11 protein-coding genes, 1 tRNA gene and 1 other RNA gene are annotated in these 16226 nt (G+C 58.6%); 5 read left to right on the forward strand and 8 right to left on the reverse strand.

Annotation, left to right across the window (positions count from 1 at the left end):
• Positions 1–2: 2 nt before the first annotated feature.
• Entirely contained in the window at positions 3–1046 is a 1044-nt protein-coding gene (gene potD / locus MC269_RS11110; protein ID WP_239952434.1) for a spermidine/putrescine ABC transporter substrate-binding protein PotD, read from the forward strand.
• 196 nt (positions 1047–1242) lie between these two features.
• Here potD and cobB read toward each other — a convergent pair whose 3' ends face one another.
• The 4 genes from cobB to lolC all read right to left on the reverse strand — a co-directional run bounded on the left by cobB (position 1243) and on the right by lolC (position 5301).
• A complete protein-coding gene (cobB, locus tag MC269_RS11115) occupies positions 1243–2076 on the reverse strand; it encodes a Sir2 family NAD+-dependent deacetylase (protein ID WP_239952435.1) in 834 nt (277 codons plus the stop codon).
• Positions 2077–2160: 84 nt separating this feature from the next.
• Positions 2161–3405: a lipoprotein-releasing ABC transporter permease subunit LolE gene (gene lolE / locus MC269_RS11120; protein WP_239952436.1), complete on the reverse strand. Its 1245-nt coding sequence runs from the start codon at positions 3403–3405 to the stop codon at positions 2161–2163.
• A complete protein-coding gene (gene lolD / locus MC269_RS11125) occupies positions 3405–4109 on the reverse strand; it encodes a lipoprotein-releasing ABC transporter ATP-binding protein LolD (RefSeq protein WP_081141050.1) in 705 nt (234 codons plus the stop codon). Before lolD ends, lolE begins: the two co-directional genes overlap by 1 nt.
• A complete protein-coding gene (gene lolC, locus MC269_RS11130) occupies positions 4102–5301 on the reverse strand; it encodes a lipoprotein-releasing ABC transporter permease subunit LolC (protein ID WP_239952437.1) in 1200 nt (399 codons plus the stop codon). Before lolC ends, lolD begins: the two co-directional genes overlap by 8 nt.
• 221 nt (positions 5302–5522) lie before the next feature.
• Here lolC and MC269_RS11135 point away from each other — a divergent pair, with 221 nt between their 5' ends.
• Positions 5523–5732: a hypothetical protein gene (locus MC269_RS11135; protein ID WP_081141048.1), complete on the forward strand. Its 210-nt coding sequence runs from the start codon at positions 5523–5525 to the stop codon at positions 5730–5732.
• 102 nt (positions 5733–5834) lie between these two features.
• Positions 5835–9278 carry a transcription-repair coupling factor gene (gene mfd / locus MC269_RS11140; protein ID WP_239952438.1) on the forward strand — a complete coding sequence of 1148 codons (3444 nt, stop codon included), beginning with the start codon at positions 5835–5837 and terminating at the stop codon, positions 9276–9278.
• A 42-nt stretch (positions 9279–9320) separates the two neighbouring features.
• Here mfd and phoA read toward each other — a convergent pair whose 3' ends face one another.
• A complete protein-coding gene (gene phoA, locus MC269_RS11145) occupies positions 9321–10745 on the reverse strand; it encodes an alkaline phosphatase (RefSeq protein ID WP_239952439.1) in 1425 nt (474 codons plus the stop codon).
• Positions 10746–10988: 243 nt separating this feature from the next.
• Here phoA and MC269_RS11150 point away from each other — a divergent pair.
• A tRNA-Ser gene (locus MC269_RS11150) sits at positions 10989–11076 on the forward strand.
• Between the two features lie 46 nt (positions 11077–11122).
• A non-coding RNA gene (locus MC269_RS11155) (RtT sRNA) lies at positions 11123–11251 on the forward strand.
• Positions 11252–12495: 1244 nt separating this feature from the next.
• Here MC269_RS11155 and MC269_RS11160 read toward each other — a convergent pair.
• The 3 genes from MC269_RS11160 to efeB all read right to left on the reverse strand — a co-directional run bounded on the left by MC269_RS11160 (position 12496) and on the right by efeB (position 16225).
• Positions 12496–13479, reverse strand: coding sequence for a hypothetical protein (locus tag MC269_RS11160; protein WP_239952440.1), 984 nt, complete (start codon positions 13477–13479; stop codon positions 12496–12498).
• A gap of 179 nt (positions 13480–13658) precedes the next feature.
• Positions 13659–14447 carry a phosphate starvation-inducible protein PhoH gene (phoH, locus tag MC269_RS11165; protein ID WP_048785246.1) on the reverse strand — a complete coding sequence of 263 codons (789 nt, stop codon included), beginning with the start codon at positions 14445–14447 and terminating at the stop codon, positions 13659–13661.
• Positions 14448–14950: 503 nt separating this feature from the next.
• The gene (gene efeB / locus MC269_RS11170) at positions 14951–16225 is read right to left on the reverse strand and encodes an iron uptake transporter deferrochelatase/peroxidase subunit (protein WP_239952441.1); all 1275 of its coding nucleotides are present in this window, start codon (positions 16223–16225) and stop codon (positions 14951–14953) included.
• Position 16226: the final 1 nt, after the last annotated feature.

Genomic DNA, 16226 nt, shown 5'->3' on the forward strand with positions numbered 1-16226 from the left:
TGATGAAAAAATGGTCTCACTGGCTGGCGGCTGGGGCGCTGGCGCTGGGCATGCAGGGCGCGCAGGCTGACGACAGCAGCACGCTCTACTTCTACAACTGGACCGAATATGTGCCGCCGGGGGTGCTGGAGCAGTTCACCAAAGAAACCGGCATTAAGGTGATCTACTCCACCTACGAGTCCAACGAGAGCATGTACGCCAAGCTGAAGACCTGGAAAGATGGCGCCTACGATCTGGTGGTGCCCTCGACCTACTTCGTGGCGAAGATGCGCAATGAGGGCATGCTGCAGAAGATCGACAAGGCGCAGCTGAGCAACTTCAAAAACCTCGATCCCAATCTGCTCAACAAGCCGTTCGATCCCAACAACGACTATTCGATCCCCTATATCTGGGGCGCGACGGCAATTGGTGTCAATACCGACGCGGTGGACGCGAAGTCGGTGCAGAGCTGGGCGGATCTGTGGAAGCCGGAGTATAAGCAGAGCCTGCTGCTGACCGACGACGCGCGCGAGGTGTTCCAGATGGCGCTGCGCAAGCTGGGCCTCTCTGGCAATACCCGCGATCCCAAAGAGATCAACGCCGCCTATGAAGAGCTGAAGAAGCTGATGCCGAACGTGCTCGCCTTTAACTCCGACAACCCCGGCAACCCCTATATGGAAGGGGAAGTGAATCTCGGCATGATCTGGAACGGTTCCGCCTATGTGGCGCGTCAGGCGGGCACGCCGCTGGAGGTGGTATGGCCGAAAGAGGGCGGCATTTTCTGGATGGATAACCTGGCGATCCCGGCCAACGCCAAAAACAAGGCGGGCGCGCTGAAGCTGATCAACTTCCTGCTGCGTCCCGACGTGGCGGCGAAAGTGGCGGAAACCATCGGCTACCCGACGCCAAACCTCGCCGCCAAAGCGCTGCTGCCGAAGGCGGTGGCGAACGATCCGTCGCTCTACCCGTCAGCTGAGGTGATTAAGAACGGCGAATGGCAGAACGACGTCGGCGACGCCAGCGTGCAGTATGAGACGCTGTTCCAGAAGCTTAAGGCGGGCCGGTAACAAAAAGGCTGGGAGCAGGAGTTGTCGTCTAACAGCCACGCCAGAGTTTAACAGCGGGTGACAGGGACCGAGGAGCAAAGCGTCCCGCGACAAGGATGTCGCGGGCCGAGCTGGCAGGGATGCCGCTTTTTGCGTCTTTGCGATCGGTCCCTGCCACCTGCGGTGAGCACTTACCCTACAGCGGCTTTTTTCAGCCTTACTTATACAAACTGCGTAAAAATCCATCCACAAACTGCGGCACTTCCTCGCTCGCCAGCCCGTAATGCCGTTCGGCAAACTCGTTGCCCACCTGGCTCGGCTCCAGATTCAGCTCCACGGTATGCGCACCCTGTAATTTAGCCTCGTGCACAAAGCCCGCCGCCGGATAAACATGCCCTGAAGTGCCGATGGCGATAAACAGATCCGCCTGCTCCAGCGCACGATAAATCTCCTCCATGCCGATGGGCATCTCTCCGAACCACACCACATGCGGACGCAGCGGCGCAGGAAACTGACAGCAGGTGCAGCGATCCTCGGTGGTGAGATCCTCGTGCCACGCAATCACCTGTCCGCTGCTGGTGCAGCGCGCCTTCAGCAGCTCGCCGTGCATATGCAGCACGCGGCTGTTGCCCGCGCGCTCGTGCAGATTGTCGATATTCTGCGTCACCAGCAAAAAGTTGTCGCCCAGCACCTGCTCCAGCTCCGCCAGCGCCTTGTGCGCGGCATTAGGCTGAATATCACTCGACTGCAGCGTCCGCCGGCGCGCGTTGTAAAAACGCTGCACCAGCTCGGGATCGCGACGATAGCCCTCCGGCGTCGCCACATCCTCCACGCGATGCTCCTCCCACAGCCCGTCGGCGGCGCGGAAGGTCTGAATGCCTGACTCGGCTGAAATGCCCGCGCCGGTCAGCACCACCACAAACGGCTGCGGATGGGCCGCCAGCTCAACCTGACGATCGCGCTCAAAAATACGCTGGCGAAAGCGCTGATGCACCTTGCGGCGGGTCTTCTTATAGCGGGCGAGTCGCAAGCGTCGACGCGGTGTACGCATAAAAACTCCTTGTGGGCGACGTTCGGGTCGCCGCCTGAAAATCTCAAGTGTAGCGGCCGCGTATGACAGCGCGATGCCGCCCGGTTACTGCCCGCTCAGCACGCGCGCCGGATCGATGCGGCTGGCGCGACGCGCCGGATACCAGCTTGCCAGCAGGCTCAGCACGATGGCGGTCAGCAAAACAGAGCCGACGTCCAGCCAGTGCAGCTCCGAGGGCAGAAAATCGATAAAATAGATATCGCCCGCCAGCAAATGATGCCCGGTCAGCGATTCCAGCCCGCGCACCAGCGTGGTGAGATTGAGCGCCACCAGCACGCCGATCACCACGCCGCTGACGCTGCCTAATAGCCCCGCCAGCAGGCCGTACCAGATAAAAATCGCGCGGATCAGCCCATCTTTCGCGCCGAGCGTGCGCAGCACCGCGATGTCGCTGCTCTTATCCTTCACCGCCATCACCAGCGTCGAAACGATATTGAAACAGGCTACGCCAATCACCAGCACCATCGCCAGATACATAATGGCGCGGATCATCTGAATATCGCGATACATATAGCCAAAGGTGCCAATCCAGCTGCGAATATAGACGTAGCCGTGCGTCGCCTCGCCCGCGTCGCGCACCAGCTTCACCGCCTGAAAGGGATCCTTCATCTTCAGGGCAATGCCCGTGACACTGTCACCCATATCGAGGTAGTTTTGCGCGTCCGCCAGCGGCACCAGCGCCAGGCTGTGGTCCAGCATGCCGCTCAGCTGCAAAATGCCGCTCACCTGCAGGCGAATGCGCTTCGGCTGCAGCAGCTTCGTGCCGCCGTCGTTATTAGGGATCAGGATGGTGATCCAGCTGCCCTGCTTCACGTTCAGCGTGCGGGCGATGCCGCCGCCTAAAATAATCTGCTGCTTGCCGGCGGCGAAGGTTTTCCAGCCGTCGCCCTCAACGAACTGCGGCAGCGCGCTCAGGCGCGGCTCCTGCGCCGGGTCGACGCCCTTCACCTGCAGCGCCTGCAGCTTCGCACCGCTCTCAATCAGCCCGGTAAAATTAACGTAGGGCGCGGCGGCGGCGATGCCGGGCACCTGCTCAACCGGCGTAATTAGCGACTGCCAGTTGCGGAACGGCTGATTCACCGCCTCGATCTCGCCGTGCGGCACCACCGCCAGAATGCGGTTATTCAGCTCGCGCTCGAAGCCGTTCATGGCGCTCAGGCCGATAATCAGCACCGCCACGCCCAGCGCGATGCCGAGCGTGGAGATAATGGAAATCAGCGACACCATGCCACCGCCGCGACGACCGCGGCTGAAACGCAGCCCTAACAACAGGGATAACGACGAACCCATTACAGCGCTCCTGCTAAGGTCACCTGCTCGCTTAACTGCCCGTCACGCATCTCCATCTGACGCGACAGCCGCTTCGCCAGATGCAGATCGTGCGTCACCACCAGAAAGGCGGTGCCCTGACGGACGTTCAGCTCGCCCAGCAGTTCGAAAATGGCGTCGGCGTTGCGCGCGTCGAGGTTGCCGGTTGGCTCATCCGCCATTACCAGACGCGGACGGTTCACCAGCGCGCGCGCGATAGAGACGCGCTGACGCTCGCCGCCCGACAGCTCCGAAGGACGATGATGCGCGCGCTTCTCCAGCCCGACCGCCGCCAGCATTTCGCGCGCGCGCTGCTGCGCTTCCGCCTTGCCAACCTTGCCGATCAGCAGCGGCATCGCCACGTTTTCCAGCGCGTTAAAGTCAGGCAGCAGATGGTGGAACTGGTAGATAAAGCCCAGCTCGCGGTTGCGCAGCGCCGCTTTGGCTGACGACGACATGGCGTTCAGCGACTGACCGTCAAACACCACATCGCCGGAGGTCGGCGCGTCCAGACCGCCCAGCAGATGCAGCAGCGTACTTTTGCCGGAGCCGGAGCTGCCGACAATCGCCATCAGCTCGCCGGGCTGCAGGCTAAAGGTGACGTCGCGCAGCACGTCCGTCTGCACGCTGCCTTCCTGATAGCGTTTGCACAGCGCGCGGCACTGCAACAAAGGGGTGTTACTCATAACGTAAAGCCTCAGCGGGTTGAACGGCGGCGGCGCGCCAGGAGGGATAGAGCGTCGACAGCAGCGCGACCACCATCGCCGTCACGGCGATGGTCACCACCTGCCAGACATTGATGTCGACCGGCAGCGCCGCGCCGTCTAAAAACAGGCCGATCACCGGCATCAGATTATTGAGCTGGCTGGCGAGCAGCACGCCGAGCAGCGTGCCGAGCAGCGCGCCGATAATGCCGGCGCTGGCGCCCTGCACCATAAAGACCGCGACAATCTGACGGCGCGTCAGCCCCTGGGTTTGCAGGATCGCCACTTCGCCCTGCTTCTCCATAATCAGCAGGCCGAGCGAGGTAATGATATTAAAGGCGGCGACGGCGACGATCAGGCTAAGCAGCAACCCCATCATATTTTTCTCCATGCGCACCGCCTGGAAAAGGTCGCCTTTGCGCTCGCGCCAGTCTTTCCACACCAGTCCGGCGGGCAGCGCCTGCTGGCTCAGCGCATCTACCGCCAGCGGTTTATCCAGCCACAGGCGCCAGCCGGTCACGTTGCCCGCCGGATAGCGCATCAGGCGCGAGGCGTCCTGCTGGTTGACCAGGATCTGGTAGCCGTCCACCTCGCTGTTGGCGGCATAGGTGCCCGCCACGGTAAACAGGCGCTGGCTCGGCACGCGGCCCATCGGGGTAAACTGGCTGACCGACGGCACCATCAGACGCAGCTCGTCGCCGCGCTTGACGCCGAGCTGCGTCGCCAGCTGTTCGCCGAGGATGACGTTGTACTGGCCCGACTGCAGCATGCTTTGCGGCGTATTGACCAGATAAGGCGTGAGGGGATCCTTCTCATCGGGCTGAATGCCGAGCATCACGCCGACCGACACGTTATGCGCGCTCTGCAATACCACGTCGGCGGTGGTAAGCGGCGCCATGCGGCTGACGCCCGCCAGCTTAAGGCTGTCGGCGGGCTGCTGCTGCGGGTTAATGCTGCCCTTCTCGCTGGTGACCAGCGCCTGCGGCATCAGGCCGAGAATATTGCCCTCCAGCTCGCGTTCAAAGCCGTTCATCACCGAGAGAACGGTGACAAGGGCCAGCACGCCGAGCGTGATGCCGATGGTGGAGAGCCAGGAAACGAAGCGACCAAAGCGATCCGATGCTCGCCCGCGCATATAGCGCAGGCCGATAAATAGCGCGACAGGTTGATACATGTATTCCGTCTTGGCAGTAGCCTGAAAGTAGACCAGTGATGATAAAGGAGGCGTCCTGTTTATGAAACCTCTAACCCTCTGAGTACGCGGCAAAGTATGGCCGATTTTTGTTAAAAAGCGTGCTAACGGGCTGGCCTGTACGCTTAATCGCCAGCCGACCGGGTAGGCTACACTATTAACTGGAGCCGATATCCCGCTCCTCAGGCGCTGGAGTAAACACCATGTTCAGATATCCCAAAGGCAGTATTGTGAAGCACAAATCGGGAGAGATTAAAGGCGAAGTTGTTAACGTTTTTGAACAGGGAGACGCGCCCACCGGTTACTACGTCAAGTGGGACGACGGCAACCACAGCTACCATCTGGAAACAGAGTTGAGCTGGGCGAATGTCGATCGTCCGCGCATGCACTATACCCAACCATCCGCTAAATAACCCGGCCACCGCGCAAAGGAAAAACCGTCGCAGCAGGTGATCGCCAGGGCGTAATGTGGAATCATGACGCCCTGGAAAAAATGGAGAGAAGCACAAGATCCCATGTCCGAACAGACCCGCTATGCCCTGCCCGTAAAACCCGGCGATCGTCGCCAGCTCGGCCAGCTGATCGGCGCCGCGCACGCGGTGGAATGCGCCAGCATCACCGAGCGCCACGCCGGTCCGGTGCTGATGGTGACCCCTGATATGCAAACCGCGCTGCGTTTGCTGGATGAAATCCGTCAGTTTACCGATCTGCCCGTCAGCCATCTCGCCGACTGGGAAACGCTGCCCTACGACAGCTTCTCGCCCCATCAGGACATTATTTCGGCGCGTCTGTCGACGCTGTACCAGCTGCCGACCATGACGCGCGGCATGCTGATTATGCCGGTCAACACCCTGATGCAGCGCGTCTGTCCGCATCCCTATCTGCACGGTCACGCGCTGGTGATGAAGCAGGGACAGAAGCTGTCGCGCGATCGCCTGCGCGATCAGCTGGAACAGGCGGGCTATCGCCACGTCGACCAGGTGATGGAGCATGGCGAATACGCCACGCGCGGCGCGCTGCTCGATCTCTTCCCGATGGGCAGCGAGCAGCCCTACCGCATCGACTTTTTCGACGACGAAATTGACAGCCTGCGGCTGTTCGACGTCGACAGCCAGCGCACGCTGGAAGCGGTGCCAGCCATCAATCTGCTGCCGGCCCATGAGTTTCCTACCGACAAAGCGGCCATCGAGCTGTTCCGCACCCGCTGGCGCGAGCTGTTCGACGTGCGCCGCGAGCCGGAGCATATCTATCAGCAGGTGAGCAAAGGCACGCTGCCCGCCGGGATCGAATACTGGCAGCCGCTCTTTTTCGAGCAGGATCTGCCGACGCTGTTCAGCTACCTGCCCGACAATACCCTGATTGTGAACTGCGGCGATCTCAGCGGCGGCGCAGAGCGTTTCTGGCAGGACGTGGAGGCGCGCTATGAGAACCGCCGCGTCGACCCGATGCGTCCGCTGCTGACGCCGACCACGCTGTGGCTGCGCCCCGACGCGCTGCTGAGCGAGCTGAACCAGTGGCCGCGCGTGCAGATGAGCAACGAGGCGCTGCCGGAAAAAGCGGCCAACACCAATCTTGGCTATCAGCCGCTGCCGGATATCGCCGTGCAGGCGCAGGCCAAAGCGCCGCTCGATCCGCTGCGCCAGTTCCTCGACGGCTTCAGCGGCCAGGTCACCTTCTCGGTAGAGAGCGAAGGCCGGCGCGAGAGCCTGCAGGAGCTGCTGGCGCGTATCAAGCTGCGTCCGCAGACGGTGCACCGCTTCGATGAAGCGGAGAGTGAACGCTTTACGCTGATGATTGGCGCCAGCGAGCGCGGCTTTGTCGATACGCTGCGCGGCCGCGCGCTGATTTGCGAAAGCGATCTGCTGGGCGAACGCGTCAGCCGTCGCCGCCAGGATACGCGCCGCACCATCAATCCCGATATTCTGATCCGCAACCTGGCGGAGCTGACGCCCGGTCAGCCGGTGGTGCATCTGGAACACGGCGTCGGCCGCTATATCGGCCTGACCACGCTGGAAGCGGGCGGCATCATGGCGGAGTATCTGATGCTCTCCTACGCCAACGACGCCAAACTCTACGTGCCGGTGTCGTCGCTGCACTTGATTAGCCGCTACGCCGGCGGCGCGGATGAAAACGCGCCGCTGCACAAGCTGGGCAGCGACGCCTGGACGCGCGCGCGTCAGAAAGCGGCGGAAAAAGTGCGCGATGTCGCCGCCGAGCTGCTGGATATCTACGCTCAGCGCGCGGCCAAAGCGGGCTACGCCTTTAAGCATGACCGCGAACAGTATCAGCTGTTCTGCGAGAGCTTCCCGTTCGAAACCACGCCGGATCAGGCGCAGGCGATCAACGCGGTGCTGAGCGACATGTGCCAGCCGCTGGCGATGGATCGTCTGGTGTGCGGCGACGTTGGCTTCGGCAAAACCGAAGTGGCGATGCGCGCGGCGTTCCTCGCGGTAGAGAACCACAAGCAGGTGGCGGTGCTGGTGCCGACCACGCTGCTGGCGCAGCAGCACTACGACAACTTCCGCGATCGCTTCGCCAACTGGCCGGTGCGTATCGAGATGCTGTCGCGCTTCCGCAGCGCCAAAGAGCAGACGCAGGTGCTGCAGGCGGCGAGCGAGGGCAAGATCGATATCCTGATCGGCACCCACAAGCTGCTGATGAGCGACCTGAAGTGGCACGATTTAGGGCTGCTGATCGTCGATGAAGAGCACCGCTTCGGCGTGCGCCACAAAGAGCGTATCAAGGCGATGCGCGCCGACGTCGATATCCTGACGCTGACCGCCACGCCGATCCCGCGCACCCTGAATATGGCGATGAGCGGCATGCGCGATCTGTCGATTATCGCCACGCCGCCCGCGCGTCGTCTGGCGGTAAAGACCTTTGTGCGCGAGTACGACAGTCTGGTGGTGCGCGAGGCGATCCTGCGCGAAGTGCTGCGCGGCGGCCAGGTCTACTACCTCTATAACGACGTCGAGAATATCGAGAAAGCGGCGCAGCGGCTGGAGGAGCTGGTGCCGGAAGCGCGCATCGCCATCGGCCACGGCCAGATGCGCGAGCGCGATCTCGAGCGGGTGATGAACGACTTCCACCACCAGCGTTTCAACGTGCTGGTCTGCACCACCATCATCGAAACCGGCATCGACATCCCGACTGCGAATACCATTATCATCGAGCGCGCCGACCACTTCGGTCTGGCGCAGCTGCACCAGCTGCGCGGTCGCGTCGGGCGTTCGCATCATCAGGCCTACGCCTGGCTGCTGACGCCGCATCCCAAGGCGATGACCAGCGACGCGCAGAAGCGTCTGGAGGCGATCGCCTCGCTGGAAGATCTTGGCGCAGGCTTCGCGCTGGCGACGCACGATCTGGAGATCCGCGGCGCGGGCGAGCTGCTCGGCGAGGAGCAGAGCGGGCAGATGGAGACGCTGGGCTTCTCGCTCTATATGGAGCTGCTGGAAAACGCGGTGGATGCGCTGAAGGCGGGGCGCGAGCCGTCGCTGGAAGATCTCACCAGCAATCAGACCGAGATCGAGCTGCGTATGCCCGCGCTGCTGCCGGAGGAGTTTATCCCTGACGTCAATACGCGCCTGTCGCTCTATAAGCGCATCGCCAGCGCCGACAGCGAAGAAGAGTTGCAGGAGCTGAAGGTGGAGATGATCGACCGCTTCGGCGTCTTGCCGGATGCGGCGCGCAATCTGCTGGATATCGCCACCCTGCGGCTGGTGGCGCGCAGTCTCGGCATCCGTAAGATCGAGGTCAGCGACAAAGGCGGCTTCTTTGATTTTGCGCCGCAGAACAGCGTCGATCCCGGCTGGCTGATTAGCCTGCTGCAGAAGGATCCGCAGCAGTGGAAGCTCGACGGCCCAACCCGTTTGCGCTTTACGCGCGATCTGGCGGAGCGCAAGCTGCGGATGGAGTGGGTGCAGAGCTTTATGGCGCAGCTGCGCGAAAACCGCATTTAGTGTAGTGATAACGTCTCCCGCGAGCGGGAGACGTGACGTCTTTTACTTCAGTGCCATCGCGCTACGCAGCGTAAAGAAGAGATCGGTCTGATCGGTTAGTCCCACCACGTTAGCCGCATAAGGGCCATAGGCCGCGATGCGCAGCTGCGTGCCGGTATGCCCCTGCGAATCCGTATCCGAGTTGCCGTAGCTGATAGTCATCACCGCGCCGTCTTTGGTATTCAGCGCCTGCGTCAGGCCGGGCGCTTTGCTGCCGTTGGCGATGATCTGGCTGCTGTGCGCATGATCCGCCGTGACCACCACCAGCGTATTGCCCTCCGCCCGCGCGAAGGCGAGCGCCTGCTGCACCGCTTCATCGAGATCCACCGTTTCGCCGATCTGACCGCACGGGTTCGCCGCGTGATCCTCTTTATCGATCGACGCGCCCTCTACCTGCAGGAAAAAGCCGTTCGGGTTGGTTTTCAGCAGATCAATCGCTTTGTTGGTCATCTGCGCCAGCGTCGGGGTGGCGACCGGGCGATCTTTATTCACCTCACAGGTCACCGCCGCTTGCTCGATGTTGCCATAGTGGCTCGCCTGCGGCCCTTTCCAGCGCACCGGCATATTGCCGTCGGCGAACAGGCCGAGCAGCGGCTTATCGTTATTCGCTGCCGTTACCGCATTCAGGCTTTGCCAGTCGTTCACCAGCTGATAGCCGCGCGCCTGCGCCTGTTCCCGCAGGGTTTTGCCCTGGTAGTCGCCCGCTTTCGCCAGCTCGTTAAAGGATTTCGCGCCGCCGCCCAGCACCACGTCGGCGCGGGTTTTCAGGATCTGCTCGCTGATCGAGCCTTTACCGCCCTGCTCCAGCGCGTTGCTGGCGCACAGCTCGCTTGTTTTTTCCGGGCCGTAGCATTTGCGGCTGGTAACGTGCGCCATCAGCGCGGCGGGCGTAGCGTCCTGCAGCTCTGCGGTGGAGACGTTGCCGGTCGCTTTGCCTGCCGCTTTGGCGATCTCCAGCAACGTTTGCTGATCCTTGCCGTTCACGTCGACGCCGATCGCGCCGTTGTAGCTCTTGGTGCCGGTGGCCCATGCGGTGGCGGAGGCGGCGGAATCGGTGACGTAATCAGGCTTGTGGGTTTTCTTGTCGAGCGAATAGTGCGTGTACTGGCCGGTGAGCGGCAGCGCGTCCAGTCCTTTAAAGAAACCGCCTGCGCCTTCCGCCAGGTTGCGCGCGGCGGTGATCTCTGAATCGCCCATGCCGTCGCCAATCAGCAGAATGACGTTTTTCGCCGTGCTGTTGCGCAGCGACGCTTTCAGCGCCTCGGTCTGATCGCCGGTAAGACGGCGCGCGCCGCCGTGCTGGGTGATATCGCCGGTGGCGGCGCGCGAGTAGCCTGCGTCTGCGGGCGCGCTGGCGGTTTCAGCGTGCACGGATAGACTCACCAGCGAGGCGAGCAGCGAAAAGGTAAAGAGGCGCATCGGTTTCATCTTGTATTCCTTTATGAGAAAAATTTACCAGAAGTTTCAGCGGTTAAGTCTGTGATGCTTTGGTGACATTTTTGTGGCTGTGAGATGGCTTTTTGATGACAATCTGAGCGAGATGCGCAGGGATAAAACGATTCGAACAGAGCTTAAGCGGATAGAAAAAAAGAGAAAAATAGTGCTTGACCCTTTTGGGCCGACTCCCTATAGTAGCGCCCCGTTGACCCAGCAAGGTCAGCGGAAAAATGTGGTGAGGTGTCCGAGTGGCTGAAGGAGCACGCCTGGAAAGTGTGTATACGGCAACGTATCGGGGGTTCGAATCCCCCTCTCACCGCCATCATTTCAGAGAAAAGCCTGAACTCACGTTCAGGCTTTTTTCGTTTATATCCCTCGATGAGAGGGGTATGAGAACCCCCGCCGGGGTTCGACAACGGGCGCAGCCCGTTGGACAGCGGAGCCTGCGACGCTGCCCGCAGGGCGAGCGCAGCGAGTCAATCCCCCTCTCACCGCCACAAATTCAAGAAAGTGCCTGAACTGACGTTCAGGCATTTTTTTTACATATTCTTCGGTGAGAGGGATATGAGAACCCCCGCCGGGGTTCGACAACGGGCACAGCCCGTTGGACAGCGGAGCCTGCGACGCTGCCCGCAGGGCGAGCGCAGCGAGTCAATCCCCCTCTCACCGCCACAAATTCAAGAAAGTGCCTGAACTGACGTTCAGGCATTTTTTTTACATATTCTTCGGTGAGAGGGATATGAGAACCCCCGCCGGGGTTCGACAACGGGCACAGCCCGTTGGACAGCGGAGCTTGCGACGCTGCCCGCAGGGCGAGCGCAGCGAGTCAATCCCCCTCTCACCGCCATCATCTTAAAAGCGAGTCTAAACAAAAATTAAAAATCATTTTTGAAAATTATTAGCGCTTGAAAAATAAAAGAAAGTTAATTTATAACTTAAAATTCCTCATCAACTCCTCTTCATCTTTTAACAAAATATACCTTTCCATTTCTTTCGAAAATGAAATTGCAAAGAAAAAATAAATAAACTGCTTTGCAAAAATATAAAATATTCTTATTGATATGAAAATATTAACAACCATCAGAAAAAGGTTAAGTGAATTACTAATAGTGACAGCGGCATGAGCGAGGGAAACAACCCCATTGTAAATGCTATACATATACCAGGTTAGAAAAGCTAAGAACAGAGTATAGACAACTATATGTGCAATGAGTTTTTTTAATGACCATACGGGCATCTTATTCCTGTCATAATCAAAAATTTGGTTGCAACTTAGAAATGATAAAAAGCTCGCCCCACCCATATCAATATTTTTCATATATAGATAGTCAAATAGCACTTTCAAAACTGGTATAGGGTAGACCAATCCATATTTTTGAAGCTTTATTTCTTTGATTAAAATATTGTAATGTACGTCTGCTTCTTTGCACTCAAAAATCAATAGCAAGGCGCTTGACTTGTCTTCTACAGACAGCTTATTAAAACAAGAGGAAAGGTCGTTTTTGAAGACGAATAAAAGTGGATAGAAAAAAATTTTGTTGGAGATATTAACCTGGAAACTGCGCTAAGCATTAAAGGCCCGATCACATTTATCAAAATATCGTTAAAGACCGCCGAATCTTCCACCAGATCTGATATATTCATTATCTGTACCTATTCCTTTACTGTAACAAACATGAAGTCAAAAATAACCCAAGATCAAATATATGTTCATTCGCACATGACACTTATTCTCATGTCTCTATCCCTGCACAATTTCACCGCACAGCCGCAGCTCTGGAGGCTCTGCCATTTTAATACGCCCAATACGTACAGGTAAGGTCCCCTCACGATGGCATAGACTCTTAATAGCGTGCCACTCTTCAGTCTCTGATTCCATTTGGGTTGTAACCGAGTCAAAAGCACCTTCAGCAATAATAATGGCAGGCTCTTTATCTGATTCGTTGTCGTCCGTAACCACGGCAGGTTCTTCAGTCAGTTCGTCTTTCAGTTCTTCCAGGCTGGCCTTGAGTGTAGTAAGACTACTGGCGGCATCCTCGGGCGCATAAAAAAAGAGCCCGCTAGTGAAAATAGCCTCCATAACGTCACTAAAAGAAAAAGAGGTGTCGCCATAAACGAAGCGGCTATGTCCGGCACTTTTCACACCTGATACCTTTTGGTTTAGCAGGCTCTCTTTCGACGACGTTACCATTACCTGTTTGTTATAAAGGATAACAGGCAGATTTTTAATTTCGTGAATATCGCCGCTGATGCTCCAGCGTTCTTTATCACCCTTAGCGAAGCCGGAAGCATCACAGCGCGTTTCTATGTCAAACTCCTCAGTCGGGATGCGCTCACGGTTGAAATAGCTTGTGAGATCCTCCTCTTCTCCCATCTCCTCATGCTGGTAAGCACGGTAAACGGAACTATGGCGGTCTATTCCAATCCATTCAATCGCCCATGTCGCGGGTCCCGACGGTTTTCTGACCTCATCGATATAAGCGCCAACATCACTGTTCAGGTAAGCGGCTAACAACGCCGTCCAGGGCTCTATCGCCAGAAAGATGCTTGCCAGCGTGGTTCCTTCCTCTATCAGAACGTCATGGCGGAAAAAACGAAGAAGAAAGAATGGATCGGTGCTGGCTATTGCGTTCTGTATTGAGAGCAAGGGAACCGCTGTTGTTTCATCGTACGCGGACTGAAATCGCAGTATGGCATCCGAACAGAAAATTAAGTTTCCTTCCATCGCTCTCTATCCCCAGGCGTTATCAGACCAGGCATTTTACCAAACCAGAAAGCGTTATCGCATTCTGCTTTTATCTGAGTAATGTTCCTTCCAGAATAAAAAAGGTGCCATTTGGCCATATTAGCCATAAAAAAAACCCGGCTTGCGCCGGGTTTTGCTCGCTACACAGGCTGACTCAATCAACCATACGCATGCAGCGTGTGCTGGCACAGTGCCGAGCGCACGCAGTCATCTTTGCCGAAGCGTACAATGCCGACCATCTCGTCCTCTTCGAACCGCGCCAGCGCGTCCGCGAGACCGGAAGGCACCCCAGCGGGCAAATCGCACTGGGTAATATCGCCGTTAACAATCACCGTGACGTTTTCGCCAAGGCGTGTCAGGAACATCTTCATCTGAGCCGCGGTCACGTTTTGTGCCTCATCGAGGATCACTACCGCATTTTCAAAGGTACGACCGCGCATATAGGCGAAAGGCGCAATTTCTACCTTGCCGATTTCGGGTCGCAGACAGTACTGCATAAAGGAAGCGCCAAGACGTTTAACCAGAACGTCGTAGACCGGCCGGAAATACGGGGCGAATTTTTCCGAGATATCCCCTGGCAGGAATCCCAGATCCTCATCGGCCTGTAGCACCGGACGTGTAACGATAATCCTGTCGATATCCTTATGTATCAGGGCCTCTGCCGCTTTCGCGGCGCTGATCCAGGTTTTTCCGCATCCGGCTTCGCCGGTGGCAAAGATCAGCTGTTTCGATTCTATGGCCTGGAGATAGTGCGCCTGAGCATCGTTTCTGGCGGCGATCGGCGAACGGTCGCGCACATCACGCGCCATCCCGATTGCATCCAGCCCACCCATCTGCACCAGCGAAGTGACCGATTCTTCTTCGCGCTGACGATGACTGCGAGAGTCACTACGAAGCACCCTTCTGGCTTCACGACGCGCTTTGATCACTGCTTTCTGTCTTCCCATAGTCGCACCTTACAGTTGGTTTCATTTCCCGCGTTGGGCCGATGCCCGCCACGATTAACTGAACGCTTTAGAGGTTTGATTGGCTTCCTTTTGAGCCATGACGTGCCGTTGATAAAGATGTGCCGCACCGAAGCGCAACTGCACACCGGTAAAATCAGAAGTGAAAAAACAATTTGATGAAGAAGAGGATGCTGTCGAAGGCGCGCATGCCCTCGCTGAAGAGTGTGAAACCTGAGGTAAAGCTCTCTGTCCTGTAAAGGACCTTCCCATGCGCGACTCCAGTCTGCGAACTAACACGCTTATCCATTAAACTGCACTAATTTTAACAGAGTTGGCAACATTAATTTTACTAGCGGTCGCAGAAATCAACTGTCAGCGAAAAAACGGCGCGGTGCGCGACGCGATTTAGTAAGGCAATCAGGGAATTACGCGTGACGCGCGGTTAGCGATAAAATTGTTACGCGCGTTGACGCCTGCGCCGCCGCAACGGCGACGCAGGCGCGTCAGGCTTCCAGCAGCGGCTGCGCCAGATAGTGATTAGCGTCCGCCACGCCGGGCAACACAAAGAAGTAGCCGCCGCCGATGGGACGCACGTACTCCTCCAGCGCTTCGCCGTTAAGACGTTTCTGCACGGTGATAAAGCCCTTTTCCAGATCGTGCTGATAGCAGACGAAAAGCAGGCCCATATCGAGCTGGCCCGACGCGGTGGTGCCTGCCGAGTAGCTGTAGCCGCGGCGCAGCATCAGACTGCTCTCGGTCTCGCGGGTGCGCGGATTCGCCAGGCGAATATGCGCGTCGAGCGCGATCACCTCGCCGTTGGGATCCTGCGCATAGTCAGGCACGTCATGCTCGTGCTGCATGCCCAGCGGCGCGCCGCTCAGCTTGTCGCGGCCAAAGATCGCCTGCTGTTCGCCCAACGGGGTGCGATCCCACATTTCCACGCGAAAACGAATAATACGCGCCGCCTGATAGCAGCCGTTGCGCGCCCAGGCCGGCTCATCCTGATCGGCCGTCACCCACAGCAGCTGGTCCATTAGCGGCTTATCTGCGTTATCAGGATTCGCCGTGCCGTCCTTGAAGCCCAGCAGGTTAATCGGCGTCTCTTTCCCCTGGCTGCGCGCGGCGTGGTCGGCGATAAAGCCTTCGCGCCGCCAGCGCACGCCCAGCAGATCGGGCGTGTGCTTGACGATATCGCGCAGCGCGTGGATCACCGTGTCCTGGGTGTTGGCGCAAATCTGCAGCAGCAGGTCGCCGTGGCACTGGGCTGCGTCCAGCGAATCGTTGGGAAAGCGCGTCATGCTTTGCAGCTTTTTCGGCTTCAGCGCCTGCAGGCCGAAACGGTCGTCAAACAGCGTCTCGCCCACCGACACCGTTATCGTCAGGTTGTCCGGCGCGATCTCCGCGCCCAGAATGCCGGAATCCATCGGCGGCAGCTTTGGATTGCTCACTGCAGGCGCCGGGCCGCCGGTGGTTAAAAAGGCGATGCGCGCGGTCAGCAGCTGAAACAGGCGCGTCAGATCGGCTTTATCGCTGGCCAGCACGTCAAACGCGACCAGCATCATCGACGCCTGCTGCGGCGTGATAATGCCCGCCTGATGCTGCCCGTAGAAGGGTTGCACCTGGCGCCGCGCGTCGGGCGCAACCGTGCCGGGAGAAAAGCTGTCGGCCGCCGCGTGGAACGGGCAGCCGCCGCTCAGCGCGGCCGCGCCGCCGAGCAGCCCCAGACCTTTTAACAGGCGCCGCCGTGCGGGCTGCGCCTCATTGTGTTGACGACTCATC

The sequence above is a fragment of the Pantoea sp. Z09 genome, from assembly GCF_022394795.1.
Taxonomy (GTDB): domain Bacteria; phylum Pseudomonadota; class Gammaproteobacteria; order Enterobacterales; family Enterobacteriaceae; genus Pantoea; species Pantoea latae.

What these genes read in the sequence shown, in the direction of transcription:
- phoA (WP_239952439.1), bottom strand. Translation starts at nt 10,745, where the DNA reads ATGAAACCGATGCGCCTCTTTACCTTTTCGCTGCTCGCCTCGCTGGTG.
- lolE (WP_239952436.1), bottom strand. Translation starts at nt 3,405, where the DNA reads ATGGGTTCGTCGTTATCCCTGTTGTTAGGGCTGCGTTTCAGCCGCGGT.
- MC269_RS11160 (WP_239952440.1), bottom strand. Translation starts at nt 13,479, where the DNA reads ATGGAAGGAAACTTAATTTTCTGTTCGGATGCCATACTGCGATTTCAG.
- lolD (WP_081141050.1), bottom strand. Translation starts at nt 4,109, where the DNA reads ATGAGTAACACCCCTTTGTTGCAGTGCCGCGCGCTGTGCAAACGCTAT.
- potD (WP_239952434.1), top strand. Translation starts at nt 3, where the DNA reads ATGAAAAAATGGTCTCACTGGCTGGCGGCTGGGGCGCTGGCGCTGGGC.
- MC269_RS11135 (WP_081141048.1), top strand. Translation starts at nt 5,523, where the DNA reads ATGTTCAGATATCCCAAAGGCAGTATTGTGAAGCACAAATCGGGAGAG.
- lolC (WP_239952437.1), bottom strand. Translation starts at nt 5,301, where the DNA reads ATGTATCAACCTGTCGCGCTATTTATCGGCCTGCGCTATATGCGCGGG.
- mfd (WP_239952438.1), top strand. Translation starts at nt 5,835, where the DNA reads ATGTCCGAACAGACCCGCTATGCCCTGCCCGTAAAACCCGGCGATCGT.
- phoH (WP_048785246.1), bottom strand. Translation starts at nt 14,447, where the DNA reads ATGGGAAGACAGAAAGCAGTGATCAAAGCGCGTCGTGAAGCCAGAAGG.
- efeB (WP_239952441.1), bottom strand. Translation starts at nt 16,225, where the DNA reads ATGAGTCGTCAACACAATGAGGCGCAGCCCGCACGGCGGCGCCTGTTA.
- cobB (WP_239952435.1), bottom strand. Translation starts at nt 2,076, where the DNA reads ATGCGTACACCGCGTCGACGCTTGCGACTCGCCCGCTATAAGAAGACC.